Raw genomic sequence first — 24,667 nt, forward strand, 5'->3', positions numbered from 1 at the left:
AGTTCCCTTGCTTAGGCTTACCTAAGCTAGCACCTTCCCTCCGGTGGCACCTCCCTCCCGGCCGCTTCACGCCGCCAGCGTGCCGAGCAGACGCTGCAGGGAGCCGCCCAGGCCCCAGCGGGCGGCCAGTTCCTCCAGGGCCGCCGGGTCGCGGGGGGTGCGCGGCAGGGCGGTGCCGACGTCCGGCAGGGGGACGTCCCGGGCGACCTGTACGACCTTCGGCGCCACCGCGAGGTAGGGCCGTGCCTCGTCGAGGCGCCGCCGCTGCGACGGGGTGAGCTTCGCCTTCGGGTCGTCGACGGCGGCCATGATCCCGGCCAGATCACCGAAGTCGGCGAGCAGCCTGGCCGCCGTCTTCTCCCCGATGCCGGGCACGCCCGGCAGCCCGTCGCTCGGGTCGCCGCGCAGCAGCGCCAGGTCCGCGTACCCGCTGCCGCCGACCCCGTACTTCTCGCGCAGCAGCGCCTCGTCGGTGCTCTGCAGGGTCCCGACGCCCTTGACCGGGTACAGCACGCGCACCCCGCGGGCGTCGTCCACCAGCTGGTACAGGTCGCGGTCGCCGGTGACGATGTCGACCGGGCCGGTGGCGCGGGCCGTGAACGTGCCGATCACGTCGTCCGCCTCGTACTCCGGGACGCCGACGCGGGCGATGCCGACGGCGTCCAGCACCGCCTCGATGACGGGGACCTGCGGGGAGAGGGTGTCCGGCACCTCTTCCTCGTCGGGGCCGCCCGGGTGTTCCCCGGCGACGCGGTGCGCCTTGTAGGAGGGGATCAGCTCCACCCGCCAGTGCGGGCGCCAGTCCGCGTCCATGCAGGCCACCAGGTGCTCGGGCCGGTGGTCCCTGACCAGGCGGTCGATGAAGTCGAGCAGTCCGCGCACGGCGTTCACCGGCGTGCCGTCCGGGGCCCTGACCGACTCCGGGACCCCGAAGTAGGCGCGGAAGTACAGGGAGGCGGTGTCGAGGAGCATCAGTCGTCCGGTCACGTCTCGCATCATGCCGTACGCCTCTGACAGTCACCGGCCGGGATGTGAGGCGGGTCACTTTTCTGTTTGCCCTGCATGCGCTTGGGCAGGCGCGCGCCCGAGCGAAGGTAGTTGCGTTATTCAACTGTTACTGATCCTTCGCACCTGTCCCTGTCCCCTATGACGAGAGGTGCGCGTGGCATCCAGGCTTGAGGCCCAACACCTGTACAAGGTGTTCGGCAGACGACCCGACGAGGCAGTGGAGAAACTCCGGCAGGATGCCGACCGCGACGAACTGCGTGCGAGCGGCACCACCGCCGCCGTGATCGACGCCTCCTTCACCGTGGACCCCGGACAGATCTTCGTGGTGATGGGACTGTCCGGTTCCGGAAAGTCCACACTCCTGCGGATGCTCAACGGGCTGCTGGAGCCCACCGCCGGGCAGGTGTGCTTCGACGGCCAGGACCTGACCGCGCTCACCGACCGCGAGCTGCGCGAGGTCCGCTCGAAGAAGATCAGCATGGTCTTCCAGCACTTCGCGCTCTTCCCGCACCGCAGCGTCCGCGACAACGCCGCCTACGGCCTGGAAGTGCAGGGCGTGCCCCGCGCCGAGCGCGGTCGCCGCGCCGACGAGGCGCTCGCCCTGTGCGGCCTGGCCGGCTGGGAGAACTCCTGGCCCGACGAGCTGTCCGGCGGCATGCAGCAGCGCGTCGGCCTCGCCCGCGCGCTCGCCACCGACGCCGACCTGCTGCTGATGGACGAGTCCTTCAGCGCCCTGGACCCGCTGATCCGCCGCGACATGCAGGACCAGCTGCTCCAGCTGCAGAAGACGCTGAAGAAGACCATCGTCTTCATCACTCACGACCTCAACGAGGCCATGCGCCTGGGCGACCGCATCGCCGTCATGCGCGACGGCCGGATCGTGCAGAACGGCACCGCCGAGGACATCCTGCTGCGCCCGGAGGGCGACTACGTCGCCTCCTTCATCCAGGACGTCGACCGCTCCCGCGTCCTGACCGCGGAGGCCGTCATGGACCGCCAGGTGCGCGGCGACGAGGCCGACTGCGACTGCGAGACGGCCGCACCGGACACCCCGTTCACCGAGCTGTGCGCCATCAGCGCCCGGCTGCCCCACCCGGTCGCCGTGCTGAACGAGCACCGCGACCTCGTGGGCGTGGTCCCCCGGCAGCGGCTCGTCGGCTTCCTCGGCGACGAACGCGACACCACGCCCGTGACCTGCGACGCACCGCGCGACAAGGGCGGCAGGAAGGCGGTGGCCCGTGCCTAGGATCCCGCTCGGCGACTGGGTCAACTCCGCGGTCGACTGGCTGCTCGACCACGTGTCCTGGCTCTTCGACTTCTTCAAGACCGTCTTCACCGGCGCCTACGACGGCATCGACGCCGTCCTCCAGGCGCCCCAGCCGCTGCTGCTCGCCGGCATCTTCGCCGTGCTCGCCTTCTGGCTGCGCGGCACCCTCGCCGGTGTCCTCACCTTCGTCGGATTCGCCTTCATCGACTCCCTCGAACTGTGGGACGACGCGATGGTCACCCTGGCGCTCGTCCTGGTCGCGACGATCATCGCGCTGGTGATCTCCGTGCCGGTCGGTGTCTGGGCGGCGCGCTCGGACCGGGTCAGCGCCGTGGTACGGCCGTTCCTGGACTTCATGCAGACGCTGCCCGCGATGATCTACCTCATCCCGGCCATCCTGTTCTTCGGCACCGGCGGCCCCGCGGGCATCGTCGCCACCCTGATCTTCGCACTCGCCCCCGGCGTGCGCATGACGGAGCTGGGCATCCGCCAGGTCGACAAGGAGCTGGTGGAGGCCGCCGAGGCGTTCGGCACCACCCCCCGCAGCACCCTGCTGCGCGTCCAGCTGCCGCTCGCCCTGCCCACCGTGATGGCCGGTGTCAACCAGGTGATCATGCTCGGCCTGTCCATGGCCGCGATCGCCGGCATGGTCGGCACCGGTGGCCTCGGCGGCGACGTCAACGAGGCCATCGGCCAGCTCGACGTCGGCCTCGGCTCCGAGGCCGGTGTCGCCATCGTGATCCTCGCGATCTACCTGGACCGCATGACCAGCGCCCTGGGCACCCAGGTCTCGCCGCTCGGCCGCCGGGCCGCCGCCCGGGCGCGGTCCCTGCAGGGCCTGAAGATCTGGTCCTACCGGCCGAGCCCGCAGATCGCCGTGGTCGGCGTGGTCGTCCTCGCGCTCGTCGCCGGCGGCATGGGCCTCTTCGGCGGTGGCGGCGGCAGCGCCACGGCCGCCGCCGACGGACAGAACGTCGGTAAGGGCAAGAAGCTCACCCTCGGCTACATCCCCTGGGACGAGGGCGTCGCCTCCACCTTCCTGTGGAAGGAGATCCTCGAACAGCGCGGCTACGACGTGCAGGCCAAGCAGTTCGACGCCGGACCGCTCTACACCTCCCTCGCGCAGGGCAGCGTCGACTTCGAGACGGACTCCTGGCTGCCCACGACCCACGCCCAGTACTGGAAGAAGTACGGCAAGCAGCTCGACGACCTCGGCTCCTGGTACGGGCCCACGTCGCTGGAGCTGAGCGTCCCGTCGTACATGAAGGGCATCGACTCGCTGGACGACCTCAAGGGCAAGGCCTCCCTGTTCGGCGGGAAGATCACCGGCATCGAGTCCAGCGCGGGCGAGATGGCCCTGCTCAAGAGCAAGGTCCTCAAGGACTACGGCCTGGACAAGGAGTACAAGGTCGTCGACAGCTCCACGCCGGCCATGCTGGCCGAGCTGAAGCGGGCCTACGCCAAGAAGGAACCGGTCGTCGTCACCCTGTGGTCGCCGCACTGGGCGTACAACGACTACGGCCTGAAGAAGCTGAAGGACCCCAAGGGCGCCTGGGGCAAGGGCGACGGCGTGCACACGCTGGCCCGCAAGGGCTTCACGGCCGCCAACCCCGTCGTCGGCGACTGGCTGAAGAACTTCAAGCTGGACGAGAAGCAGCTCACCAGCCTGGAGGCCGAGATCAACAAGGCCGGCAAGGGCCGTCAGCAGGACGCCGTGCGCACCTGGCTCAAGGCCAACCCCGGCCTCGTCGACAAGCTGGCCCCGGTGCCCGGCGGCTCCGGATCCGCCCCGGCCGAGGCGAAGCGGCCCCTGAACGTCGCCTGGTTCCCCTGGGACGAGGACGTCGCCGTCACCCACCTGTGGAAGCACGTCCTGGAAGACCGCGGCTACAAGCTGAACCTGAAGCAGATGGACGTCGGCCCCGTCTACACCGGCCTGGCCGGCGGAGACATCGACCTCAACTTCGACGCCTGGCTGCCCTACGCCCAGAAGAACTACTGGGACAAGAGCAAGGACAAGCTCAAGGACCTCGGGACCTGGTACCAGCCGACCTCCCTGGAGATCGCCGTCCCCTCCTACGTCAAGGACGTCAAGTCCCTCGAAGACCTCAAGGGCAAGTCGTCGCTGTTCGGCGGGAAGATCATCGGCATCGAACCGGGCACCGGCGAGATGAACCTCCTCAAGAGCAAGGTCCTGCCGGGCTACGGCCTGGACAAGGAGTACAAGGTCGTCGACGGCTCCACGCCCGCGATGCTCGCCGAGCTGAAGCGCGCCTACGCCAAGAAGCAGCCCGTCGCCGTCGTGCTGTGGTCGCCGCACTGGGCGTACAGCCGCTACGGCCTCACCAAGCTGAAGGACGACAAGAAGCTCTTCGGCGAGGGCAACACCGTCCGCACCATCTCCAGCGAGAAGTTCCCCGGGCAGTACCCGCAGCTCACCGAGTGGATCAAGAACTTCAGGATGAGCGAGGAGGAGCTGGGCAGCCTGGAGAGCGAGATCAACGCGCGCGGCAAGGCGCACGAGGACGAGGCGGTCGACGCCTGGATCAAGCAGCACCCGGACGTCGTCCGGCGGATGGCCCCGCAGTGAACCGGCGGCCGACCCGGTAGCGGCCCGCGGGCCGCCTCCGGGTGACCCGGCGCACGACGACCCCGCGGCCACCGCCGCCGCACACCGCCCGAGGGGCGGGCCCCCGCACGGTCCTGACGCCGTGCGGGGGCCCGCCCCTCGGGCCGTCCCAACGGCAGGAATCCGGCCAACCACGCACAGTCACCCCGCCGTCCCGCCCGAACCCGTACCGTGGGCTTGAGCACGGCCGGTCCGCCGCGGCGGACCGTGAAGCCGCCGGTGCGCTCACCGCACGGGGAAGTGACGGCGGCAGGAAACGGTTTGCCGGACATGCGTAGGGTGCAGAGAACCCATCGGGGCGCACGCGCCCCGGCACGGGACCACGGGCAGCGGACCGACGAGCGAAGGAGGGAGCCGGAGCGATGGGCGACCACAAAGAACAGCCCCTTCGGGTGGGCGCGGCCGTGCGACGGCGGCGCCGGGCGCTGAACCTCACCCTCGCCGTCGTGGCCGGGCGCAGCGGCCTGTCGGTGCCCTTCCTGAGCCAGATCGAGAACGACCGGGCCCGCCCCAGCAGAAGCTCCCTGGAGAAGGTGGCCGACGCGCTGCGCACCACCGCCGTGGAACTGCTGGCCGCGGCCGACCCCGCGTGCAGCGTCGACGTGGTGCGCGCCGAAATCCCCGAGACGGCCGGACCGCAGGCCGTACCGCGGGTACGCGCCCTGGTGCGCGGCCACCACCAGCTGCACGCCTCCGAGTTCACCGGCGACCACGACGCGGGCCGCGAGTTCCAGCACCGCAACGACGAACTGATGTACGTCGCCGACGGCGCGGTCGAGATCGAGGCGGAGGGCCGCGCCTACCGGCTCGTCCGCGGCGACACCATGTACCTGACCGGCGGGGTGCGCCACCGCTGGCGGGCCACCGTGCCGGAGACCCGGGTGATCGTGGTCGCGGTGGCCGAGCACATCGAGGCCGTCCAGGACCGCACGCGCTGATGACCCGGGTCGTCTCCCTGGTCCCCTCGCTCACCGAGGCCGTCGCCGTGACCCTGCCCGGCGCCCTGGCCGGCGCCACCGACTGGTGCGCCCGCCCGGCCGGCCTGGACGTGGTGCGCGTCGGCGGCACCAAGAACCCGAGGACCGGCGAGATCGCCGCCCTCGCCCCCGACCTGGTGATCGCCAACGAGGAGGAGAACCGCGCGGCCGACCTCGACGCGCTGCGCGCGGCGGGCGTCGGGGTGCTGGTCACCGAGGTGCGGGACGTGCCGCAGGCCTTCCGGGAGCTGGCACGGGTCCTGGCGGCCTGCGGGGCCGCGGCCCGGCCGCGCTGGCTGGACGAGGCGGAGGCCGCCTGGTCGGCGCTGCCCGTGCCCGAACGCCGTACGACCGCCGTCGTCCCCGTGTGGCGGCGGCCCTGGACGGTGCTGGGCCGGGACACCTTCGCCGGGGACGTCCTGGCCCGCCTCGGCGTCGACCACCTGTACGCCCGCCATGCCGAGCGGTACCCGCGCGTCCCGGTGGAGGAACTGCGGGCGGCGGCCCCGGACGTCGTCGTCCTGCCGGACGAGCCGTACCGCTTCACCGCCGCCGACGGTCCGGAGGCCTTCGCGGGCCTGCCCTGCGCACTGGTCAGCGGACGGCATCTGACCTGGTACGGGCCCTCCCTGGCCGAGGCTCCCCGGGTGCTGGGCGAGGCGCTGCGAGCGGCGCACCGCTGACCGGCCCGCGCCCGGCGCGCACGGCCGCGGCGGTCCGGCCGGTGAGCGGCCCGGCGTCCCGGGCCGGCGGAGCGTGGCGCAGAGGGGGAGCGGGCCGAGGGCGGACATGACGTGAGGTCCGCGCGGGGTCCCCGTCCCGGGCCGGCGGGAGCGTGGCGCAGGCGGGAGGCGGGGCGCGGCGGACAGGACGCGAGGCCCGCGTGGGCTCCTGCCCCGGCCGGGGGTTTGTTCCCCTTGAGGCATAAGCTGGGCTTATGAGGAGGTCGGAGGTGGAAGCAGCCAACGGCGGGGGGCGGCCGCCCGGGGCGGCGCCGCTGGCCCACCGGGTGCCGGACCTGGGCGCCCTCGAACTGCTGCTGGCGGTGGCGCGGCTGGGCAGCCTGGGCGGGGCCGCCCGTGACCTGGGCATCACCCAGCCGGCGGCGAGCAGCCGGATCCGCTCCATGGAACGGCAGCTGGGGCTGGCGCTGGTGGACCGCTCGCCGCGCGGCTCACGGCTGACCGACGCGGGCGCACTGGTCACCGACTGGGCGCGGCGGGTCGTCGAGGCCGCCGAGGCCTTCGACGCGGGCGCGCAGGCGCTGCGGGACCGGCGGGACTCGCGGCTGCGGGTGGCGGCGAGCATGACCATCGCCGAGTACCTGCTGCCCGGCTGGCTGATCGCGCTGCGCACGCGGCGCCCGGACACCGCCGTCTCGCTGCTCGCCGGGAACTCGGCGATGGTCGCCGAGCGGCTGCTGACGGGCGAGGCGGACCTCGGCTTCGTGGAGGGACTGTCGGTCCCCGCCGGGCTGGACTCCGTGGTGATCGCCCACGACCGCCTGATCGTGGTGACCGCCCCCGCCCACCCGTGGGCCAGCAGACGGCGCCCGCTGGAGGCGGCGGAACTGGCGGCGACCCCGCTGATCCTTCGGGAGACCGGCTCCGGGACCCGGCAGGTCCTGGACGCGGCGCTGGGCGGCCTGGCCCGGCCGCTGATCGAGCTGTCCTCGACGACGGCGGTGAAGGCGGCGGCGGTCAGCGGGGCGGGCCCGGCGGTGCTGAGCGAACTCGCCGTGGGCGACGAACTGTCCCTGCGCCGCCTGGTCACCGTGCCGGTCGAGGGTGTCGCCCTGCGGCGCGACCTGCGCGCCGTCTGGCCCACGGGCCACCGCCCCACGGGCCCGGCCCGGGACCTGCTGTCCCTGACCCGTTCGGAGACGGGCTGAGACGGACGGATCACACGGACGCGGTCGGGGGCCCGTCCGCGGTCCCGGCCGTTCGCGCGGTGCTGCCCGCGTGCGCGTGCATGTGGTGCGTGTGGTCCCGGCCGTTCGCGCCGTACTGCCCGCGTGAGCGGTTCGGTGCGGTCGCGGCCGCTCGCGCGGTCCCGGCCGCGTGCGCGGTGCATGCGGTGCGCGCGTTCCCGGCCGTTCGCGCGGTGTGGTCCGGTGGACGGTTCAGGCCGTTCGCCCAGGCCCGGCCGGGTGCGCGGTCGCCGCCTCGACCAGGGCCCGCATCACCCGTACGTCCTCGCCCATCTCGGGGTGCCACTGCACCCCGAGGACCCAGTGGGCGGCGGGCGGGGGCTCGACCGCCTCGACCGTGCCGTCCGGCGCGTGCGCCGAGGCGAGGAGACCGGTGCCGAGGCGGTCGACGGCCTGGTGGTGGTAGGCGGGGACGGACGCCGTCTCCGGGACGGCCGCCGCGTACCGGGTGCCGGGCACCGGAGTGACCGGGTGGGTGCCGAAGACCCCGACCGTCCCGGCGTGCCCGTCCAGGTGCTGGACCAGGGTGCCGCCCAGCGCGACGTTCAGCAGCTGCATGCCCCGGCAGATGCCGAGCAGCGGCACCCGGGCGGCCAGCGCGGCCTCGATCAGGGCGAGTTCCCAGGCGTCCCGGGCCCGGGCGGGCGGTCCCGTACGCGGGTCCGGCTCGGCTCCGTAGCGCACCGGTTCCACGTCCGGGCCGCCCGCGATGACCAGCCCGTCCAGCCGGGCCACGGTCGCCGCCGCCCGCCGCGGCGCGTCCGGCGGCAGCAGCGCGGCGAGCCCGCCCGCCCGCTGCACCAGCCGCGGGTAACCGGCGGGCAGCAACGCCGCCTCCAGCTCCCACACGCCCCACCGTGCCCCGGGCTCCAGATAGGTGCTGACGCCGATCAGCGGCCGCCCCGGGCCGGCCACGCTCGCCGTGTCCACGGTGTCCACGGTGTCCACGGTGTCCACGGTGTCCACGGTGTCCGCCGTGTCCGTCATGCCTGTCGCGCCCGTCGAGTCGGTCGCGTCCGTCGTCTCCGCCGCGGCCATCCGGCCTCCCGGTCCTCGCTCGCAATGGTGTACGCCGACACCTCTTCGGGTGCCGCTTCAGGCTGCCCGTCGCGCGGCTCTCGCGCTGCTCTTCGCACGGTTCTCGACGCAGCTCGTCACGGGGATCTCCACGGGGCGCCCTTCACGTCAGGAAACCCCGCAGCAGCGCCGCCGTCCCCGCGCAGTGCTCGCGCATCGTCTCCCGCGCGCCGTCCGCGTCCCCCTCCAGCACCGCCGCCACCAGCGCGGCGTGCTGCCGCTGCGAGTGCTCCAGGTTGCGCACCAGCAGGGGTATGCAGTCGAGCAGGTCGTTCACTGCGGCCCGGACCGCCGCGTACTGCCCGGTCAGCGTGGGGGAGCCGCACGACTCGGCGAGGGTCAGGTGCAGCAGCGTGTCGCGGCGCCGGTAGTCCGCGGGCGGCGCGTCGCGCGTGTGCTCCAGCGCCTCGCGCAGCCGCCGCGCCTGCCCGTCCGTCAGCCCCTGCGCCGCGCACAGGCCGGCCGCCCCCACCTCCAGCACCTCGCGGAAGCGCAGGACGTCGTCGACGTCGACCCCGGCGAGCCGGCGCCGCAGCTCGTCCCCGCCGCCTCCGTCCGCGCGCGGGCGCACGAACGTACCGCCGTAGCGCCCCCGCCGTGCCTCCACGAGACCCTGGTCCTGGAGCACCTTCAGCACCTCACGCAGCGTCACCCGGCTGATCCCCAGCCGCTGGGCCAGCTCGCGCTCGGCGGGCAGCCGCTCACCCGCCGGGACCAGGCCGAGCCGCACCACCTGGAGGATCTGCTCCAGCGCCTCCTCGAAGCCGTTGCCCGCGCGCACCGGCCGCAGCACCGCCGCGAGCCGGTCCCCGGCCGCCCCGGCCGGCCCCGTGTCCTGAGCCATCCGGCCGCGCCCCCTTCCCAGACAATGGTTCGCGGTCATACCTTATGGCTCCCGGCACCGGCCGACGAGGCCGGGCACGGACGCCGGGCCGACACGCCGAGCACGCCGAGCACGTACGCCGAGGACGCCGACGCAGCCGAGGAGGCTCGCCCGTGGCAGACCGCACACCCCCGCTCACCGTCGAGGAACTGCGGGCAGGCGTCGCGAGCGGAGAGATCGACACCGTCGTCCTGGCCTTCCCCGACATGCAGGGACGGCTCCAGGGCAAGCGCTTCGCCGCCCGCTTCTTCCTCGACGAGGTCCTGCGGCACGGCACCGAGGGCTGTTCCTACCTCCTCGCCGTCGACACCGACATGAACACCGTCGACGGCTACGCCATGTCCTCCTGGGACCGCGGCTACGGCGACTTCGCCATGCGCCCCGACCTCAGCACCCTGCGCCGCCTGCCCTGGCACCCGGGCACCGCCCTGGCCGTCGCCGACCTCGCCTGGAACGACGGCTCCCCGGTGGTGGCGGCACCCCGGCAGATCCTGCGCCACCAGCTCGCCCGCCTCGCCGAACACGGCTGGACGGCCCAGGTCGGCACCGAGCTGGAGTTCATCGTCTTCCAGGACACCTACGAGCAGGCCTGGGACACCGGCTACCGCGGGCTCACCCCGGCCAACCGGTACAACATCGACTACTCGATCCTCGGCACCGGCCGTGTCGAGCCCCTGCTGCGCCGCCTGCGCAACGACATGGCCGGCGCCGGCCTCACCGTCGAGTCGGCCAAGGGCGAGTGCAACCCCGGCCAGCACGAGATCGCCTTCCGCTACGACGAGGCCCTCGTCACCTGCGACCAGCACGCCGTCTACAAGACCGGCGCGAAGGAGATCGCCTCCCAGGAGGGCGTCTCGCTCACCTTCATGGCCAAGTACAACGAACGGGAGGGCAACTCCTGCCACATCCACCTCTCGCTCACCGACGCCGACGGCACCAACGTCATGGCCGGTGACCGGCCGGGGGAGATGTCCGAGGTCATGCGGTACTTCCTGGCCGGACAGCTCGCCGCGCTGCGCGACTTCTCGCTGCTCCACGCGCCGGGCATCAACTCCTACAAGCGGTTCCAGCCCGGTTCCTTCGCCCCGACCGCCGTCGCCTGGGGCCACGACAACCGCACCTGCGCGCTGCGCGTCGTCGGCCACGGCCGCTCCCTGCGCTTCGAGAACCGGCTGCCCGGCGGCGACGTCAACCCGTACCTGGCCGTCGCCGGACTGGTCGCGGCCGGGCTGTACGGCGTCGAGCAGCGCCTGCCCCTGCCCGAGCCGTGCCCGGGCAACGCGTACACCGCCGGCCACGAGCACGTCCCCACGACCCTGCGCGAGGCCGCCGAGCTGTGGGAGAACAGCCCGATCGCCAAGGCCGCCTTCGGCGACGAGGTCGTCGCGCACTACCGCAACATGGCGCGCGTCGAGCTCGACGCGTTCGACGCCGCGGTCACCGACTGGGAGCTGCGCCGCTCCTTCGAACGCATGTGAGAGGCCCCGCCGTGCCGAACGAGCCCGAGCCCGGGGACGAGCACGAACTGCTCGTCCTGAACCCCGCCACCGAAGAGACCGTGGCCACCGTGCCCGCCGCCGACGAGGCCGACGTCGACCGCGCCGTCACCCGCGCGGCCCGGGCCCAGCAGGCCTGGGCCGCCGCCGCCCCCGCCGACCGGGCCCGGCTGCTGCGCCGCTTCGCCGACGTCGTCGACAGCCACCTCGAGGAACTGGCCCAGCTGGAGGTCCGCGAGGCCGGCCATCTCGTCGGCGACGCCCGCTGGGAGGCCGGCAACGCCCGCGACCTGCTGCTGTACGCGGCCGGCGGCGCCGAACGGCTGCTCGGCCGGCAGATCCCGGCCCCCGGCGGCTGGGACGTCACCTTCCTCGAACCGCTCGGTGTCGTCGGCGTCATCGCCCCGTGGAACTTCCCCATGCCGATCGCCGCCTGGGGCTCCTTCCCGGCCCTCGCCGCCGGCAACGCGGTCCTCCTCAAACCCGCCGAGACCACCCCGCTCACCGCGCTGCGCCTGGCCGAGCTGGGTCTTCAGGCCGGCCTGCCCGAGCACCTCTTCCAGGTACTGCCGGGCCACGGCCGCACCGCGGGCCGCGCTCTGACCGACCACCCCGGCGTCGCGAAGATCGTCTTCACCGGCTCCACCCGGACCGGCCGCGAGATCATGGAACGCTGCGCCCGGCACCTCAAGCCGGTCACCCTCGAACTGGGCGGCAAGAGCCCGAACATCGTCTTCGCGGACGCCGACCTCAAGGCCGCCGCCGACCCGTTCTCCTTCCTGGACAACGCCGGCCAGGACTGCTGCGCCCGCACCCGCGTCCTCGTCCAGGAATCCGTGTACGACGAGGTCGAGGCGCTGCTCGCCGAGGCACTGGCCGCCGTCGTGGTCGGCGACCCGGCCGACGAGAAGACCCGTATGGGCCCGCTGATCTCCCGCCGGCAACGCGACCGCGTACGGTCCTACGTCCGCCCGGAGGCACCGGCCCTGCGCGGCACCGCGCCCGACGGGCCCGGTTTCTGGTTCCCGCCGACCGTGCTCACCGGGGAGCGCCCGGACTCCGCCGCCGCCCGCGAGGAGATCTTCGGGCCCGTGGCCGTCCTGCTGCCCTTCACCGACGAACAGGACGCGGTCCGCCTCGCCAACGACACGCCCTACGGCCTGTCCGGCTCCGTGTGGACCCGGGACGTGGGCCGCGCCCTGCGCGTCACCCAGGCCGTCCGGGCCGGGAACCTGTCCGTCAACTCGCACGCCAGCGTCCGCTACTGGACCCCGTTCGGCGGGGCCAAGCAGTCCGGGATCGGCCGCGAACTCGGTCCCGACGCCCTGACCGCCTTCACCGAGACCAAGAACGTCTTCATCAGCACGGAGGGGGCCGCCCAGTGACCGGAGAGACAGGGGCCGGAGGAGAGACGCCGACCGCGGAGACGGCGACCCGGGCCACGGCGACCGAAGGGACAGCGGCTGACATGACAGCCACCGCACGGACCGGGCCCGACGGGGCGCCCGCGGCCGTCTGCCGCCGCCTGGTGGGCCGGACCGCCGTCGTCACCGGCGCAGGCAGCGGCATCGGCCTGGCCGCCGCCCGACGCCTCGCCGCGGAGGGCGCGCACGTCGTCTGCGGCGACATCGACGAGAGGAGCGGCAAGGCGGCGGCCGAGGAGACCGGCGGCCTGTTCGTCCGGACCGACGTCACCGATCCCGGCCAGGTCGAGGCGCTGTTCCGGGCCGCGTACGACACCTACGGCAGCGTCGACGTGGCCTTCAACAACGCCGGAATCTCGCCGCCCGACGACGACTCCATCCTGGAGACCGGCCTGGAGGCCTGGAAACGCGTCCAGGACGTCAACCTCACCTCCGTCTACCTGTGCTGCAAGGCCGCCCTGCCCTACATGCGGCGCCAGGGCCGCGGCTCCATCATCAACACCGCCTCCTTCGTGGCCCGCATGGGCGCGGCCACCTCCCAGATCTCCTACACCGCGTCCAAGGGCGGCGTGCTGGCCATGTCCCGCGAACTGGGCGTGCAGTTCGCCCGCGAGGGCATCCGCGTCAACGCCCTGTGCCCGGGCCCGGTCAACACCCCGCTGCTCCAGGAGCTGTTCGCGAAGGACCCCGAGCGCGCGGCGCGCCGTCTCGTCCACATCCCCCTCGGGCGCTTCGCGGAGGCCGAGGAGATCGCCGCCGCCGTCGCCTTCCTCGCCAGCGACGACTCCTCCTTCGTCAACGCCACCGACTTCCTGGTGGACGGCGGCATCTCGGGGGCGTACGTCACCCCGCTGTAGGCACCCCTGGGGCCGCCCGGCGATCCGTCCTGAGTGCCCGGACGGCCATGCTCCCACCGGGGCCGGCAGCGGCACCGGCCCGGCCGGGGCAGGCCGACCGGTCGGGCCGGGTGGTGAGGGTCAGCGGTCGGGCCGGGCGGTGAGCGCCGCCGGTCCGGCCGGGCGTCAGAGGAAGGTACGGCCCTCGCCCCGGTACGTCGGCACGGTCGCCGTCACCCGGTCGCCCTCGACGAGGTGCAGCGCGTCGAACCGCTCGCACAGCTCACCGGCCTTGGCGTGCCGGAACCACACCTTGTCCCCGATCAGCAGGTCGTCGGCGGGCGGGCCGAGCAGCGGGGTCTGCACCTCGCCGGGCCCCTCCTGCGGGTCGTACCGCAGGCCCTCGGGCAGGTACGGCACCGGGAGCCGGTCCTGACCGGCCACGCCGGAGGCCGGATAGCCGCCGCCCAGCACCGTGACGACCCCCACTCCCGGCCGCCGTACGACGGGCTGCGCGAACAGCGCGGCCGGACGGCCCCGGAAGGACGTGTAGTTGTCGAACAGACGCGGGACGTACAGCCCCGACCCCGCGGCGATCTCGGTCACCGCCGCCTCCGCCGCGGTGTGCTGGACACTGCCGGTGCCGCCGCCGTTCACGAACTCCAGCTCCGGTGCCACGGCCCGGACCGCCCGCACCACCGCGGCCCGCCGCTCGGCCAGTTCCCGCCGCGCCGCCGCCTGCATCAGCCGGATCGCCCGCGACCGCACCGGCCGCCCGGCCACCGCGTCACCCACGCCCGCGACATGCCCCTCGTACGCCATGATCCCGACGAGCCGGAACCCCGGCCGCCGGGCCACCGTACGGGCCATCTCGGCGACCTGGGCGGGGGAGTACAGCGGGGAACGGCGCGCGCCGACCCGGATCCGCCCGCCCAACAGCTTCAACGACGTGTCCAGCTCCAGGCAGACGCGCACCACTTCGCCCCCGCCGTCGCGGGCGGCGTCGATGAGGTCGAGCTGAGCCGGGTCGTCGACCATCACCGTGACGGCGGCGGCCAGCTTGGGATCGGCGGCCAGTTCGGCGTAGCCGGCGCGGTCGGCGGACGGGTAGGCCAGCAGGACGTCGTCGAACCCGGAACGGGCCAGCCACAGCGATTCGGCGAGCGTGAAGGACATGAGGCCCGCGAAACCGTCCTTCGCCAGGGCCCGTTCGAGCAGCGCCCGGCAGCGCACGGACTTGCTGGCGACCCGGACCGGCTTGCCTGCGGCCCGGCGCAGGAGGTCGTCGGCGTTGGCGTCGAAGGCCTCCAGGTCGACGATCGCGACGGGGGCGTCGAGATGGGCGGTGGCCCGGTCGTAACGGGCCCGGTCTGCGGCGCGTGCGGTCATGGACGCAGCCTGCCAGACAGGATTACCGCGGGGTAGGGGGACGTTCCGGGCAGATGCCTCCGCCCGCCCGGACCGGTTCCCGCCGGCGCGCGCTCAGCCCGTAGAGTGACGCGCACGTACGGCGCGACGGCGGCACGTTCCCGGCCGTTGGCCCGGGCCGGGATGGCCCCTCGTGCGTACGGGTATGCGTGTCCGGTGACGACGAGTCGGCGCCGGGCCGGGCGGCGAGAACGAAGGCCGAGCGCGAGGGCACGGCCCGGGCACGGCGAAACGGGGGGTGCATGAGTACGGACGCGCGCCACGCTCCGATACCCCCGCGCCCCGCGAGACCACCCCGCCCGCCGCACCCCCCTGCCCACCCCGGCGAGCCCCGCCCACCGGCGGACGGCGCCCGCGCGACGGGCGCACCACCGGCGCACGGCGCGGGCCGGCCCGCCGCGGACGCGGCCCCGCGCCGCACCCCGGCCGCCCCACCCGGCGCCACGACGGCGCCCGGCCCTTCGGCGTCCGGCCGTTCCCTGACCGGCCCGTCGGCGTCCGGCTTTCCGGCGCCCGGCTTTTCCCCGTCCTCTCGTTCGACGTTCGGCCCTTCAGCGTCCGGCCCTTCCCCGTCCGGCTTTCCGGCGTCCGGCCCTTCCGCGTCCGGCCCTTCGGCGTCCGGCTTTCCGGCGCCCGGCCCTTCCCCGTCCCGTCCCGCGGCGTCCGGCCGTCCGGTCATGGCCGGGACCGGAGGCGAGCGCGACAGCCGTACGTCCCCGGCGTTCCCGCCCCCGCTGAGGCGCCCCGCGGAACCGGCCGCGCCGCCCCCGCCCCCCGCCTCGGCCCGTTTCCCCGACGCGCCGCCCCGCACGGGCCGGGCCAGACCGGCGGCCTGGGCGCCCGGAGAACCCGCACGTCCCGTGGCCCCCGTGCCCTCCGTGCCCCCCGCGCGTCCTTCTCGTGACCGTGACCGTGACCGTGACCGTGACCGTGACCGTGACCGTGACCGGAACCGCGACGCGTACCCGGCCGCCCCCGCCCGCCCCGCCCCGCAGTCCGGCGCGGCGCCGGCCTGGAGCGCGTCCGGCGCCTACGCGGCGGCCGGGGGCCGTCCCGGTGCCGCGGCGCGGCCCTTCGTGTCCTTCGGCGCGCCCGAGGGGTACGACGAACACGGGCGGGGACGCGCCCTCGGCGTGCGGGTACGGCCCCGGACCGCCGTCGCCGCCGCCTGCGTGGTCCTCGGGCTCGGACTCATCGGCGGCGCCGTCACCGGCAGCCGGCTCACCGGGGAGGCGGGCGACAGCGCCACCGCCGGGTCCTTCGCCACGGCCGGCACCCTGTGGCACAGCACCCCGGTCGACCAGCTCTTCCCGCCCACGGTCGAGGGCCGGGGCGCAGGGCCGGGCGGAGCCGACCGCACCTGGACCCGGGTCGCCGTCGCACCCGACAGCGGTTGCGCGGACGCCTTCGACCCGCTGCTGCGCGAGACCCTCGCGCCGGTCGGCTGCGCCCGCCTGCTGCGCGCCAACTACACGGACGCCACCCAGAGCTTCGTCACCACGGTCGGCCTGCTCTTCACCACGGCCGACGCGCCCGCCATGAGTTCCCTGGCCGCCCGGTTCAGGAACGAGGGGCTCGGCAGGCGCACGGACCTCATGCCCCGCCCGTACGCGGCCGGGGGCACCGTCGCCGCCGCCTTCGGCGTCGGGCAGCGCGCCTCCTGGACCGTCTCCGTGCTGACCGAGGCCCCCGTGGTCGTCTACGCCGTCTCCGGCTGGGCCGACGGCCGCACCGTCGACACCCCGCAGTCCGCCGCCGACGCGACGAAGGCCGGCGCCGCCACGGCCGTCGCCCAGGCGGGGCTCGGCAACGAGGCCCAGGGCCTGGCCGACCGCATCGAACGGGGTTTCCGCAAGACCGCCGGCTCCGCCACGGAGAAGCCCTCGTGAAAACCCCCGCCGAACCCGCCCTCACGCGCCGCGGCGGCGTCCTCGGCCTGCTCCTCGCCGCCGCGCTCGCCCTCGTACCGGCCACCGCCGCGCACGCCGACGGCATCCGCGCCCAGCAGTGGGCCCTGGACGCCCTGCACCTCCAGCAGGCCTGGCGGCTCACCAAGGGCAAGGGCGTCACCGTCGCAGTCCTCGACACCGGTGTCGAGACCGACCACCCCGACCTCGCGGGCAACGTGCTGCCCGCGAAGGACCTGATCGGCTTCGGCGCGCGGCGCGGCGACGACACCTGGGCGCGGCACGGCACCGCCATGGCCGGCATCATCGCCGGTCACGGCCATGGCAGCGGCGGCGCCGACGGCGTCATGGGCGTCGCCCCCGAGGCGAAGATCCTGCCCGTGCGGGTGATCCTGGAGGACGGTGACAAGGCCCGCGCCCGCGCCCGCACCAGCCGCGGCGGCGCGCTCGCCGAAGGCATCCGCTGGGCGGCCGATCACGGCGCCGACGTCATCAACCTCTCCCTCGGCGACGACTCCGACTCCGCGCACCCCGAGCCCGCCGAGGACGAGGCCGTCCAGTACGCGCTGAAGAAGGGCACCGTCGTCGTCGCCTCGGCGGGCAACGGCGGCGACAAGGGCGACCACGTCTCCTACCCGGCCGCCTACCCGGGCGTGATCGCGGTGACCGCCGTCGACCGCTACGGCACCCGCGCCGCCTTCTCCACCCGCCGCTGGTACGCCACGGTCAGCGCGCCCGGCGTGGACGTCGTCATCGCCGAGCCGGACCACGCGTACTACAAGGGCTGGGGGACGAGCGCGGCCTCCGCCTTCGTCTCGGGCGTCGTCGCGCTCGTCGAGGCCGCGCACCCCGGCCTGACGCCCGCGCAGATCAAGAAGCTCCTGGAGGACACCGCACGCGACGCCCCCGTCGGCGGACGGGACGACTCCCGCGGCTTCGGCATGATCGATCCGGTGGCCGCCCTCGAGGCCGCCGGCCGGCTGAAGCCCGCGGGACTGCGCGCGACGGCGTACGGCGAGCGGTACTTCGGCGCCGGCCCCGACACCGCGGATCCGGACGACGACGCGGACTGGGCGGGCCCCCTGGCCGGCAGCGCCGGCGGCGTGCTGCTGGTGGTCGCCGCCGTCCTGTGGCGCGGCCGGCGCCGGCGCGTCGACCCCCGCGGCTTCCAGCCGTAGGCACCCGGGGCCGAGGCGTGCGGCGGCCCCCTGCGCCACGGCCCGCCCCTTCAGCGCCGCCGCGCTCAGCCGGCCCCGGAGACGGACGAGCCGGAGACGGAGGGCGGGGCGGCGACGGACGCGGAAGGCGGGGCGGAGGCCGTCGGCGCCGTGAAGACCGACACCGCCGCCCGTGCCGACTCCTCCACCAGCGAAATGCCGGTCTCCTTCGTCGCGTTGCCGTGCGAGAGGGCCGCCACGAGGTAGTCGTCACCGCCGGACGTCACCCGGCCGATGCTGTTGACGACCCACAGGCCGGTCGTGCCGCGCGGCAGCCAGCCGTTCTTGAGGGCCCACGCGGAGCCGTCGGCGGCGGCGGACACACCCCAGTCCTGGTCGTCCGCGATCCGCCCCATCAGCTCCTGGAGGTACGCACGCGAGGCCGCGCTCAGCAGCGAACCGTCCCCGAACACCTGCCTGAGCAGGGTGAGCTGATCGGCGGAGGTGGTCCGGGTCAGGCCCCACAGCGGGCCGTCGCCGCCGGCCGTCGCCGTCAGGCCGAACCGGCGGTTCGCCGCGTCCAGTCCGCCGGCCCCGCCGATGCTCCGCCACAGCGCCGACGCGGAGTCGTTGTCGCTGTTCTCGATCATGGCGGTGGCGTACGCACGCTCCTGCGCGGTCAGCCGCCGCCCCGCGTCCTGCGCCCGGAGCAGCAGGGCCGCCAGGATGTCGACCTTGACGATGCTCGCCGTCTCGAACGTCCCGTCGCCGTACCCGGCGACCTGGCCGGAGTCCAGGTCGAGGACGGTCACCGACACGGCGGCGCCCTCGGCCACCGCCACCGACCGCATCGCCACGGCCAGCAGCGCCGCCCGGTCCGCCACCGGCTCCGTCACCGTCCCCACCCCCGCTCCGCCACCGGACGCCGAAGCCGGCGCCGACGCCGACACCGACGACGGTGCCGGCGCCGTCGGTGACGATACGGTGCCCGGCCCGGAGGAGCCCGTGCGGGACGTCAACCGGGCGGCGCCCGCGGCCGTGCCGCCCGCGAGGACGGCGCAGACGAGCGCGGTGCGCAGCAGGCGCCCGCGCCGGGAGGGACGCGCGCGGCGGCGGCGGGCGCGGCGGCGGCGCCGGGAGCCGGGGGAGGGGGTCTTCATGGCCGCGATGCTCGTGGCGGCGGCTGTGGGTGCCGTGGGACCCGCGTGAGACGGGGGTCAGGGGACCCTGAGAAAACGGTGAACGGCCCCGGATAGGGTCGGGACCGTGGCGAACAAGAACATCCCCGACCCCGGTTTCTCCGACGACGACGGCTCCGCCGACCCGGCGCTGAGCGCGGCGCTCGCCGCCTGGGCCGAGGACCGCACCGCCGTGGACCCGGTGCTGGGCGCGCTCAAGGGCGCCCGGCTGCTCGTGCCCGTCGTCGCCGTGCTCGGTGAGGTGGAGGAGGACGAGAACGGCCTGCGCCGGGAGAAGACGAGCGACATGGCCGTGCCGATCCTGAAGGCCGGTCACCGCACCGCGCTGCCCGCCTTCACCTCGACCGCCTCCCTGGCGCTGTGGGACCCGGCGGCCCGCCCGGTCGCCGTGCCCCTGCACCAGGCGCTGGAGGCCGCCGCGCACGAGCAGGCGGACACGGTCGTGCTGGACCTGGCCGGGCCGGTCCCCTTCGAGCTGACCGGGTCCGCGCTGCGCGCGCTGGCCGAGGGCCGTACGACCGCGGACCCGCTGGCCGACCCGGCGGTCGTGGCGGCCGTACGGGAGGCGGTGGCCGCCGAGCCGGCCGTGCTGAGCGCCTGCCTGGGCCCGGGGCAGGCCGACGGCACCCTCGCCCTCGTCCTCGACCCGGCCGCCACCGGGGCCCCGGCCGACACCGCCCGTGCCGTCGCCGCTCGCCTGGCGGCCAGCGACACACTGAGGGCCCGCCTGGTGCGCGGCCTCGACCTGGCACTGCTGCCGGCCGGGGCGACGCCGCCGGGCGAGCCCTTGTACGTGCGCGGATGAGTCCCGTCCGTGCGCGGACGGGACTCCCGGGTCAGCCGTAGACCGGGCCCGTGTACTTCTCGCCCGGGCCCTGGCCCGGCTCGTCCGGGACGAGCGACGCCTCGCGGAAGGCCAGCTGCAGCGACTTCAGTCCGTCGCGCAGCGGCGCCGCGTGGAAGGAGCTGATCTCGGTCGCGCTCGCGTCCAGCAGCCCGGCGAGCGCGGTCACGAGCTTGCGGGCCTCGTCCAGGTCCTTGTAGGTGTCGCCCTCCTCGGTCAGTCCCAGCTTCACGGCGGCGGCGCTCATCAGGTTGACGGCGACCGTCACGATCACCTCGACCGCGGGGACCTCCGCGATGTCGCGGGTCATGGCGTCGAAGTCGGGGGTCTCAGGAGGGGTCTCACTCATGCCCCACACGATAGGCGGTCCCGCCGGCCGGGCTCTGGTTAGCCCTTGTCAAGCGTTCCTGCTAATCTGGTGGGCGACCGGTCGGAGACGTGTGCCCCAGGGCCAACGGTTCCGGCCCACAAGTGGAGGCTTCGAACTCCCACCTGACCGCCTTCCGGGCGGCGGGTCACCGGTCAGGCGGTCCCGTCCCAGCGGCGGCGACCCGCCCGAAACGTGCGCCCCGCGGCCATCGCGGCGGTCGCTCCGGTAGTTCGAGGAGCCCCGCCTGTGATCGTCCGGGGCATTTTTGCTGCTTCGGCGCGGTTAGGTCTATCGAACACAGACGTACGCGGCTGTCCGCCAGACCGCCGTGTGGTGCTACCGAGGAGGATCCATCAGCGCCGAGCCCCGCATCAACGACCGGATTCGCGTTCCCGAGGTGCGACTTGTCGGTCCCAGTGGCGAGCAGGTGGGCATCGTCCCCCTGGCCAAGGCACTGGAGCTTGCGCAGGAGTACGACCTGGACCTGGTCGAGGTCGCGGCGAACGCCCGTCCGCCCGTGTGCAAGCTCATGGACTACGGGAAGTTCAAGTACGAGTCGGCCATGAAGGCCCGTGAGGCGCGCAAGAACCAGGCGCACACGGTCATCAAGGAGATGAAGCTCCGGCCGAAGATCGACCCGCACGACTATGACACCAAGAAGGGTCACGTCGTCCGGTTCCTCAAGCAGGGCGACAAGGTCAAGATCACGATCATGTTCCGCGGTCGCGAGCAGTCCCGGCCGGAGCTGGGCTACCGGCTGCTGCAGCGCCTCGCGGAGGACGTCCAGGACCTCGGTTTCGTCGAGTCGAACCCGAAGCAGGACGGCCGCAACATGATCATGGTTCTCGGTCCGCACAAGAAGAAGACCGAGGCGATGGCCGAGGCCCGCCAGGCGCAGGAGGCCCGCAAGGCCGACGCGAAGGCCAACCCGGGCCGTTCGCAGAACGCCGCGGACATCGAGGCGCCTGCCGAGGAGCCGGCCGAGGAGCACGCCGAGGCGTGACCCCCCGGGACCCCGCGTCCCAGGATGTAACCGAAACAAGAGCGACGCTCCACCGTGCCCGGTTCTCGCGACCGGGCACCGGAGCGCCACCGACGAGGAGAGAACGGCGCTATGCCGAAGAACAAGTCGCACAGCGGTGCCAGCAAGCGCTTCAAGGTCACCGGCTCCGGCAAGGTGCTCCGTGAGCGCGCCGGCAAGCGCCACCTGCTCGAGCACAAGTCGTCCCGCGTGACGCGTCGCCTCACCGGCAACGCCGAGATGGCCCCGGGCGACGCCGCGAAGATCAAGAAGCTTCTCGGCAAGTGACGCCGCGGCGCCCGGCCGGCTGATCTCGTACCGGCCGACCCCGCGCGCCGTCCGTCAGGACCGGGACCCAATCGTTTCCGGGCCGTGTGAGCACACCCACGGCCCCGCTACAAGGAGTCAAACAAGTGGCACGCGTCAAGCGGGCAGTCAACGCCCACAAGAAGCGCCGGGCGATCCTCGAGCAGGCCTCCGGCTACCGCGGTCAGCGCTCGCGCCTGTACCGCAAGGCCAAGGAGCAGGTCACCCACTCGCTGGTCTACAACTACAACGACCGCAAGAAGCGCAAGGGTGACTTCCGTCAGCTGTGGATCCAGCGCATCAACGCCGCTGCCCGCGCCAACGGCATCACCTACAACCGCTTCATCCAGGGTCTGAAGGCCGCCAACGTCGAGGTCGACCGCAAGATCCTGGCCGAGCTGGCCGTCAACGACGCCAACGCGTTCGCCGCGCTGGTCGAGGTCGCGCAGAAGGCTCTGCCGAGCGACGTCAACGCGCCGAAGGCCGCGTGACGCCACGCCGGCCATGACCCGGTGTCGCAGGACCCGCAAGCTTTCGAGGCTTGCGGGTCCTGCTGTTGGGGGCCCGCGGCCGTCGTCCGGCCGCGGGCCCGCCGCGGTCGCCCGCGCCCACGCGGCGCAGCCGCCCGCCGCAACCGCCCCGCGCCCCTGACGGGCGTGTACGCCGCCGCACGAAGTTCTCCGAAGGTAAGAGGATGCCCGCCGCCACCCCTGAGCTGATCTCCCCCCGTTCCGCCCGTGTGGCCGCCGCCCGGCGGCTTGCCAAGCGGAACTTCCGGGGGAAGGACCGGCTGTTCCTCGCCGAGGGGCCCCAGGCCGTGCGGGAGGCCGCCGCGCACCGGACACCGGACGGCGACGCCGCACTCGTGGAACTCTTCGCCACCGTGGAGGCCGCCGAGCGCTACGCCGACATCGTGGGCGAGGCCCGCGCCGCAGGTGCCCGGATCCACCTCGCCGCCGACGAGGTGATCGCCGACATCTCCACCACCGTCACCCCGCAGGGCCTGGTCGGGACCTGCCGGTTCCTCGACACCCCGTTCGAGGAGGTCCTCGCCGCCCGCCCCCGCCTGGTCGCGGTCCTCGCGCACGTACGCGACCCGGGCAACGCCGGTACGGTGCTGCGCTGCGCCGACGCCGCCGGGGCCGACGCCGTGATCCTCACCGACGCCTCCGTCGACCTGTACAACCCGAAGGCGGTACGGGCCTCCGTGGGGTCGCTCTTCCACCTGCCGGTCGCCGTCGGTGTCCCCGTCGAACAGGCGGTCGCCGGCCTCAAGGAGAGCGGGGTGCGCGTGCTGGCCGCCGACGGCGCGGGCGCGGACGACCTCGACGACGAACTGGACCGCGGCACCATGGGCGGCCCCACCGCCTGGGTATTCGGCAACGAGGCCTGGGGCCTGCCCGAGGAGACCCGGGACCTGGCCGACGCCGTGGTCCGCGTCCCCCTCCACGGGAAAGCCGAGAGCCTGAACCTCGCCACCGCCGCCGCCGTGTGCCTGTACGCGTCGGCCCGCGCGCAGCGCGCCCGCGGAGGATGCCGCTCCGGTACCGCCGGCTAGCGCTGCGGCCGGGGAGGTTCGCCGGGAAGCTCGCGGCGTCCGGGGAGGGGGAGACCGGAGACCTGCCCCGCTGCCCGGACGGCGCCGCAGGTGCCCCCGTCGCCGGCGCCCGCTCCCCGATCCGGCCTCGTCCGAACGGAAGACCCTAGTAGGGTGACCAGCTCGGGGGCCTGCTGCACCGTCGGGAAGGTGGGGTACGGGATGAGTGTCGGCACGAGTGGGGCGGTACCGGGCACACGCGGCGCGCCCCGGGCATCCGCGCCGCCGGCCGCCGCCGAGGTGGCCGGCGGCGCCGTCGACCCCGACGACCTGCCCGACGGGCTGGTGATCGCCGACGAGCACGGCCGGGTCGTCCGCTTCAACACCGCCGCCGCCCGCATCACCGCCGTCCCCGCCGACCGGGCCCTCGGGCAGTACCTGGAGAAGGCCCTGCCGCTGGAGGACCTGGAGGGCCGCCGCTGGTGGCAGCTCACCGATCCCTACGGCGGCCTCGCCATCCGCGTGGCCCAGCCCGAACGCAACCTCCTGCTGCCCGGCGGCCGGGAGGTCCTGGTGTCCGCCCGGTACGTGCGCGACCGTCCCACCGGGCCCGTCCGCCGCGTGGTCGTCTGCCTGCGGGACACCGAGGCGCGGCGCCGCACCGAACGCAGCCACGCCGAGCTGATCGCCACCGTCGCCCACGAGCTGCGCTCGCCGCTGACCTCCGTCAAGGGCTTCACCGCCACCCTGCTCGCCAAGTGGGAGCGGTTCACCGACGACCAGAAACGGCTGATGCTGGAGACCGTCGACGCCGACGCCGACCGCGTCACCCGGCTCATCGCCGAACTGCTCGACATCTCCCGCATCGACTCCGGCCGCCTGGAGGTGCGCCGCCAGCTCGTCGACATGGGGGCCGCGGTCGGCCGGCACGTCCAGGCCTACGTCGCCGCGGGCCAGCCCGCCGACCGGTTCCTGGTCCGCCTGGAACAGCCGCTGCCCGACCTGTGGGCCGACCCGGACAAGATCGACCAGGTGCTCAGCAACCTGATCGAAAATGCCGTGCGGCACGGCGAGGGAACCGTCACCATCGACGTCACGCCCGCGGCGTCCCCCCGGGAAGGGGAGGACGCCGGTACGTCGGTCACGGTGAGCGACGAGGGGCCCGGCATCCCGGAGGAGTCCATGAACCGCGTCTTCACCCGCTTCTGGCGGGGCAGCAAGCGCGGCGGCACCGGCCTCGGGCTCTACATCGTCAAGGGCATCGTGGAGGCCCACGGCGGCACCATCACGGTCGGACGCGCCGTCGGCGGCGGCGCGCGGTTCCGATTTACGCTGCCCGTGGGCACCCCGGCGCACCTGCTCTGAGCACCG

Annotated in this window: 22 protein-coding genes; 16 read left to right on the forward strand and 6 right to left on the reverse strand. The window is 74.1% G+C overall.

Annotated features, from left to right (window positions below; genetic code table 11):
• Positions 1 to 66: 66 nt before the first annotated feature.
• A complete protein-coding gene (locus AC6I72_RS25690) occupies positions 67 to 972 on the reverse strand; it encodes a 5'-3' exonuclease (protein ID WP_498004823.1) in 906 nt (301 codons plus the stop codon).
• Between the two features lie 190 nt (positions 973 to 1,162).
• Between AC6I72_RS25690 and AC6I72_RS25695 the strand changes: the two genes are divergently transcribed.
• The 5 genes from AC6I72_RS25695 to AC6I72_RS25715 all read left to right on the forward strand — a co-directional run bounded on the left by AC6I72_RS25695 (position 1,163) and on the right by AC6I72_RS25715 (position 7,772).
• Positions 1,163 to 2,254 (forward strand): quaternary amine ABC transporter ATP-binding protein, encoded by a 1,092-nt coding sequence (locus tag AC6I72_RS25695; RefSeq protein ID WP_498003511.1) that lies wholly within the window; start codon positions 1,163 to 1,165, stop codon positions 2,252 to 2,254.
• Positions 2,247 to 4,865, forward strand: a complete 2,619-nt coding sequence (locus AC6I72_RS25700) for an ABC transporter permease/substrate binding protein (protein ID WP_498003512.1) — start codon at positions 2,247 to 2,249, stop codon at positions 4,863 to 4,865. The genes AC6I72_RS25695 and AC6I72_RS25700 overlap by 8 nt, the downstream gene beginning before the upstream one ends.
• Before the next feature lie 401 nt (positions 4,866 to 5,266).
• Positions 5,267 to 5,842, forward strand: coding sequence for a helix-turn-helix domain-containing protein (locus AC6I72_RS25705; protein ID WP_498003513.1), 576 nt, complete (start codon positions 5,267 to 5,269; stop codon positions 5,840 to 5,842).
• Positions 5,842 to 6,564 carry a helical backbone metal receptor gene (locus AC6I72_RS25710; protein WP_498003514.1) on the forward strand — a complete coding sequence of 241 codons (723 nt, stop codon included), beginning with the start codon at positions 5,842 to 5,844 and terminating at the stop codon, positions 6,562 to 6,564. Before AC6I72_RS25705 ends, AC6I72_RS25710 begins: the two co-directional genes overlap by 1 nt.
• Before the next feature lie 254 nt (positions 6,565 to 6,818).
• Positions 6,819 to 7,772, forward strand: a complete 954-nt coding sequence (locus AC6I72_RS25715) for a LysR family transcriptional regulator (protein WP_498003515.1) — start codon at positions 6,819 to 6,821, stop codon at positions 7,770 to 7,772.
• A 231-nt stretch (positions 7,773 to 8,003) separates the two neighbouring features.
• Here the strand turns inward: AC6I72_RS25715 and AC6I72_RS25720 are convergent, their stop codons facing one another.
• On the reverse strand, positions 8,004 to 8,849 hold the full coding sequence (locus tag AC6I72_RS25720; RefSeq protein WP_498003516.1) for a gamma-glutamyl-gamma-aminobutyrate hydrolase family protein: 846 nt from the start codon (positions 8,847 to 8,849) through the stop codon (positions 8,004 to 8,006).
• Positions 8,850 to 8,991: 142 nt separating this feature from the next.
• The gene (locus tag AC6I72_RS25725; protein ID WP_498003517.1) at positions 8,992 to 9,732 is read right to left on the reverse strand and encodes a FadR/GntR family transcriptional regulator; all 741 of its coding nucleotides are present in this window, start codon (positions 9,730 to 9,732) and stop codon (positions 8,992 to 8,994) included.
• Positions 9,733 to 9,884: 152 nt separating this feature from the next.
• Between AC6I72_RS25725 and AC6I72_RS25730 the strand changes: the two genes are divergently transcribed.
• The 3 genes from AC6I72_RS25730 (at position 9,885) to AC6I72_RS25740 (ending at position 13,548) form a co-directional block, all read left to right on the forward strand.
• Entirely contained in the window at positions 9,885 to 11,249 is a 1,365-nt protein-coding gene (locus tag AC6I72_RS25730) for a glutamine synthetase family protein (protein WP_498003518.1), read from the forward strand.
• An 11-nt stretch (positions 11,250 to 11,260) separates the two neighbouring features.
• Positions 11,261 to 12,652, forward strand: coding sequence for an aldehyde dehydrogenase family protein (locus AC6I72_RS25735; RefSeq protein ID WP_498003519.1), 1,392 nt, complete (start codon positions 11,261 to 11,263; stop codon positions 12,650 to 12,652).
• An 83-nt stretch (positions 12,653 to 12,735) separates the two neighbouring features.
• Positions 12,736 to 13,548 (forward strand): 3-oxoacyl-ACP reductase, encoded by an 813-nt coding sequence (locus AC6I72_RS25740; RefSeq protein ID WP_498003520.1) that lies wholly within the window; start codon positions 12,736 to 12,738, stop codon positions 13,546 to 13,548.
• Between the two features lie 165 nt (positions 13,549 to 13,713).
• Here AC6I72_RS25740 and AC6I72_RS25745 read toward each other — a convergent pair whose 3' ends face one another.
• Positions 13,714 to 14,916: an amino acid deaminase/aldolase gene (locus AC6I72_RS25745; protein WP_498003521.1), complete on the reverse strand. Its 1,203-nt coding sequence runs from the start codon at positions 14,914 to 14,916 to the stop codon at positions 13,714 to 13,716.
• A 908-nt stretch (positions 14,917 to 15,824) separates the two neighbouring features.
• Here AC6I72_RS25745 and AC6I72_RS25750 point away from each other — a divergent pair.
• Both AC6I72_RS25750 and mycP read left to right on the forward strand, forming a co-directional pair.
• Positions 15,825 to 16,844: a hypothetical protein gene (locus AC6I72_RS25750; RefSeq protein WP_498003522.1), complete on the forward strand. Its 1,020-nt coding sequence runs from the start codon at positions 15,825 to 15,827 to the stop codon at positions 16,842 to 16,844.
• Positions 16,841 to 18,040: a type VII secretion-associated serine protease mycosin gene (gene mycP, locus AC6I72_RS25755; RefSeq protein WP_498003523.1), complete on the forward strand. Its 1,200-nt coding sequence runs from the start codon at positions 16,841 to 16,843 to the stop codon at positions 18,038 to 18,040. The genes AC6I72_RS25750 and mycP overlap by 4 nt, the downstream gene beginning before the upstream one ends.
• Before the next feature lie 65 nt (positions 18,041 to 18,105).
• Here mycP and AC6I72_RS25760 read toward each other — a convergent pair whose 3' ends face one another.
• On the reverse strand, positions 18,106 to 19,179 hold the full coding sequence (locus AC6I72_RS25760) for a serine hydrolase (RefSeq protein WP_498003524.1): 1,074 nt from the start codon (positions 19,177 to 19,179) through the stop codon (positions 18,106 to 18,108).
• Between the two features lie 106 nt (positions 19,180 to 19,285).
• Here AC6I72_RS25760 and AC6I72_RS25765 point away from each other — a divergent pair, with 106 nt between their 5' ends.
• Positions 19,286 to 20,023 (forward strand): SseB family protein, encoded by a 738-nt coding sequence (locus AC6I72_RS25765; protein ID WP_498003525.1) that lies wholly within the window; start codon positions 19,286 to 19,288, stop codon positions 20,021 to 20,023.
• A gap of 31 nt (positions 20,024 to 20,054) precedes the next feature.
• Here the strand turns inward: AC6I72_RS25765 and AC6I72_RS25770 are convergent, their stop codons facing one another.
• Positions 20,055 to 20,411: a DUF1844 domain-containing protein gene (locus tag AC6I72_RS25770; RefSeq protein WP_037860203.1), complete on the reverse strand. Its 357-nt coding sequence runs from the start codon at positions 20,409 to 20,411 to the stop codon at positions 20,055 to 20,057.
• A gap of 349 nt (positions 20,412 to 20,760) precedes the next feature.
• On the opposite strand from AC6I72_RS25770, the gene infC reads away from it, so the two are divergent.
• The 5 genes from infC to AC6I72_RS25795 all read left to right on the forward strand — a co-directional run bounded on the left by infC (position 20,761) and on the right by AC6I72_RS25795 (position 24,661).
• Positions 20,761 to 21,435, forward strand: a complete 675-nt coding sequence (infC, locus tag AC6I72_RS25775; RefSeq protein ID WP_365528466.1) for a translation initiation factor IF-3 — start codon at positions 20,761 to 20,763, stop codon at positions 21,433 to 21,435.
• 111 nt (positions 21,436 to 21,546) lie between these two features.
• A complete protein-coding gene (rpmI, locus tag AC6I72_RS25780; RefSeq protein WP_004933563.1) occupies positions 21,547 to 21,741 on the forward strand; it encodes a 50S ribosomal protein L35 in 195 nt (64 codons plus the stop codon).
• Between the two features lie 125 nt (positions 21,742 to 21,866).
• Positions 21,867 to 22,250, forward strand: a complete 384-nt coding sequence (gene rplT, locus AC6I72_RS25785; protein ID WP_006141703.1) for a 50S ribosomal protein L20 — start codon at positions 21,867 to 21,869, stop codon at positions 22,248 to 22,250.
• A 203-nt stretch (positions 22,251 to 22,453) separates the two neighbouring features.
• Positions 22,454 to 23,317 (forward strand): TrmH family RNA methyltransferase, encoded by an 864-nt coding sequence (locus tag AC6I72_RS25790; RefSeq protein ID WP_498003526.1) that lies wholly within the window; start codon positions 22,454 to 22,456, stop codon positions 23,315 to 23,317.
• Between the two features lie 201 nt (positions 23,318 to 23,518).
• The gene (locus AC6I72_RS25795) at positions 23,519 to 24,661 is read left to right on the forward strand and encodes a sensor histidine kinase (protein WP_498003527.1); all 1,143 of its coding nucleotides are present in this window, start codon (positions 23,519 to 23,521) and stop codon (positions 24,659 to 24,661) included.
• The last annotated feature ends 6 nt before the right edge of the window (positions 24,662 to 24,667 follow it).

This window comes from Streptomyces sp. Xyl84 (assembly GCF_059731885.1).